The following is a 3,272-nucleotide window of genomic DNA, read 5'->3' as shown; positions in this document are numbered from 1 at the left end:
AATTTAGAATTTATAATTTAGAATTCAGAATTTCCTACGGAATGCTGTGCCAACAGAATTCAGGACCCAGAATGAATAGATTTAATACAATTTTTGATGTTGTAAATTATCTTTATTCAGGAGTCATAAGCCAGAATTCAGGACTCAGAATGAATAGATTTAATGCCATTTTTGATGTTGTAAATTATCATTCAGGAGTCAGAAGCCAGAATTCAGGATTCTTGATTTCACCCTTGGTATTATATAAATTTTCCACTCATAAGAAAATATTTAAACTCCGCTTTTCAAGGTAGGATTTGACTCTTTTACCGAAAATTTGTTGTCTAAAGCTTCCCCTTTTAATACCATTTATTTTAATTACTTAATAACTTCATAATTTAGAATTTATAATTTAGAATTCAGAATTTCCTACGGAATGCTGTGCCAACAGAATTCAGGACCCAGAATGAATAGATTTAATACAATTTTTGATGTTGTAAATTATCTTTATTCAGGAGTCATAAGCCAGAATTCAGGACTCAGAATGAATAGATTTAATGCCATTTTTGATGTTGTAAATTATCATTCAGGAGTCAGAAGCCAGAATTCAGGATTCTTGATTTCACCCTTGGTATTATATAAATTTTCCACCCATAAACACATATTTAAACTCCGCTTTTCTAGGTAGGATTTGACTCTTTTACCGAAAATTTGTTGTCTAAAGCTTCCCCTTTTAATACCATTTCTTTTAATTACTTAATAACTGAAGTGTTATCTAAGTATAGTATTACTTTTGGTAATTGGTATAAGAGGATAAAAAAAGAGCATATTCCTTATGTCAAGCCTCCTTATTGCAGAGGTACTGATAACTGATAACTGATAACTGATAACTGATAACTGAAATGACCGTCATTGCCCTGTAACTATCTTCTTTGAATTTGGTATAATTAGGGCTTGCTGATTAAATATCGCGTGCATTAACAGATATTGGTTTGAAGAATTTTAGAAACTGAAAAAGTACCAGCTTTTAGGTTGATGGAGGGGAAAAAGTGAGTATGCGTGGGGTAATGATGAGAGAAAAACTAATACCATTTCTCTATGAAGTTGCGCTTAATAGATATCTCCAGAAAAGAGGGAATAGGGAATAGGGAATAGGGGGAAATAACTGATAGTTTCTGTACGATAATTGATTTTATGTTTAATTTTTGGAGATGTTTAATAAAAGACAGGACTTACGCAAAGGCACTATTTATAGAGTGCAAGTACTATTGGACAACAGTTTTGAGCGCTATATATAGCGTATCTGCGTAAGTCCTAAAAAGATAACAGCTATCAGTAAAATCCAGTCTGGTTGACATACTCTCCGGCCTAAAGGCGTGGAGATTCTCCTGAAACCAGGATTCTTGGTTCAACGAGTCCACTTAAATTAAACACCTTGCGGCATCTAACCCAGAGATGGTTCTCACGCCTGCGCGTTTGCTCTATTCCAAGAGCCTGTGGACCTATGCCCTACGGTACAGTTCAAACCTTAAAAAAGCTTTGGTTCTCTGATACTTGTTGCTTAGAGCAATTCCTAAGTACAAGCATTCGGTGTACAAAACCCCATAACTCTAGGAGTCAAGGTGCAAACGCTACAAGGAACGGTAGCTATAGGTTTTTAGAGCGGTTGAATACCTTTCCGCTTTTTTAAGCATAACATAAAGTCCCCCTAAAAGGGGGAGGCTTTAAACCCAATTTTTCGGTAAGAATTATTAAGCGCATTGTTGCAGAGAAATGGTATAGGGGGCAATTATGAATGACTACCTCTTCTACAACTCCCCTAAATCCTAACTCTTAACTATTGCCTACTACCTTTTTCCCCTCCTGGGAGGGGGAGGGGCGAGGGGTGGGTCCCTACCCTAACAAAAAGACTTTCCATACGCAAACCCTAATTAAGTAAAAATTCAAAAACAAAAGAAGGAGATAATTATGCTGGCAACTGAGCAAAAATATTACTCTACCGAAGAGTATTTAGAACTGGAAGAAGCAGCAGAATTTAGAAGTGAATATCGTCAGGGGGAAATAATTCAAATGGTTGGATGCACGCCAAATCACAATTTAATATCTCTCAACTTTAGTTCAGCGCTGAAGTATGCACTAAAAGGTAAACCATATCGAGTATTTATAACTGATTTACGTTTATGGGTACCTGAATCTAGATTTTATACTTATCCAGATGTAATGGTTGTTGCTATTCCTTTAGTCTATGCTGAAAATAGATGAGACACTATTACTAATCCTCTGATAATTGCAGAAATATTATCAAATTCTACAGAAGGTTATGACCGAGGAAAAAAATTTGAGTATTACCGAAGTATGAATAGTTTTCAAGAATATATTTTGATTGACCAATATAGGAATCATGTAGAACAATTTAGCAAGACTGAAGAGGGGAAATGGTTATTATCAGAATTTAGTAATCCAGAAGATATTTTGTATTTAAGTTCTGTTGAATCTGGAATATCTTTACAGGATATTTATGAAGAAGTTGAGTTTGAAGAGTAGGAAGTAGGGAGCAGGGAGTAGGAAATAGGGAATAGAAAATCAATGGAAAAATTTAGAACATCTCTATAGTAATTCCATGTCTGAGTGAGGCATAAAATTCATTAACTTGAGAAACGCTATAGTTTTACCAGAATTAAAAATTTCTCCACTAAATCAAGCATTGGAACTTAATAGAAACATTAATTAACGATGAGATGGCACTTGCTTAATGGAACAATTTCAAACATATACAGGACTTATACACTTTTCCGACAAAAACGCTATATATGCCATAGTGCTATAGTTTTTATCTACTATATGTAGTTTCTTTCCTTAAGTCCTGATCAGAAACGAAAATATCAGGAACGGGCAAGATGCCCATTCCACAAAACTATTCAAATCATACCCCATTCAGGATTTACACACTTTTCCGAGAAAAACGCTATATATGCCATAGTGCTATAGTTTTTATCTACTATATGTAGTTTCTTTCCTTAAGTCCTGATCAGAAACGAAAATATCAGGAACGGGCAAGATGCCCATTCCACAAAACTATTCAAATCATACCCCATTCAAGACTTACACAGTTTTCCGAGAAAAACGCTATATATGCCATAGTGCTATAGTTTTTATCTACTATATATAGTTTCTTTCCTTAAGTCCTGATCAGAAACGAAAATATCAGGAACGGGCAAGATGCCCATTCCACAAAACTATTCAAATCATACCCCATTCAAGACTTACACAGTTTTCCGAGAAAAACGCTATAT

1 pseudogene is annotated in these 3,272 nt (G+C 34.8%); it reads left to right on the top strand.

Annotated features, from left to right (window positions below):
* The first annotated feature begins 1,947 nt into the window (after positions 1-1,947).
* Positions 1,948-2,523, top strand: a pseudogene (locus tag F6K54_RS38990) (Uma2 family endonuclease).
* The last annotated feature ends 749 nt before the right edge of the window (positions 2,524-3,272 follow it).

Origin of the sequence: Okeania sp. SIO3B5, assembly GCF_010692555.1 — a bacterium.
Lineage (GTDB): Bacteria > Cyanobacteriota > Cyanobacteriia > Cyanobacteriales > Microcoleaceae > Okeania.
The sequence above is the reverse complement of the archived record's forward strand: the minus strand, read 5'-3'. Positions and strand labels throughout refer to the sequence as shown.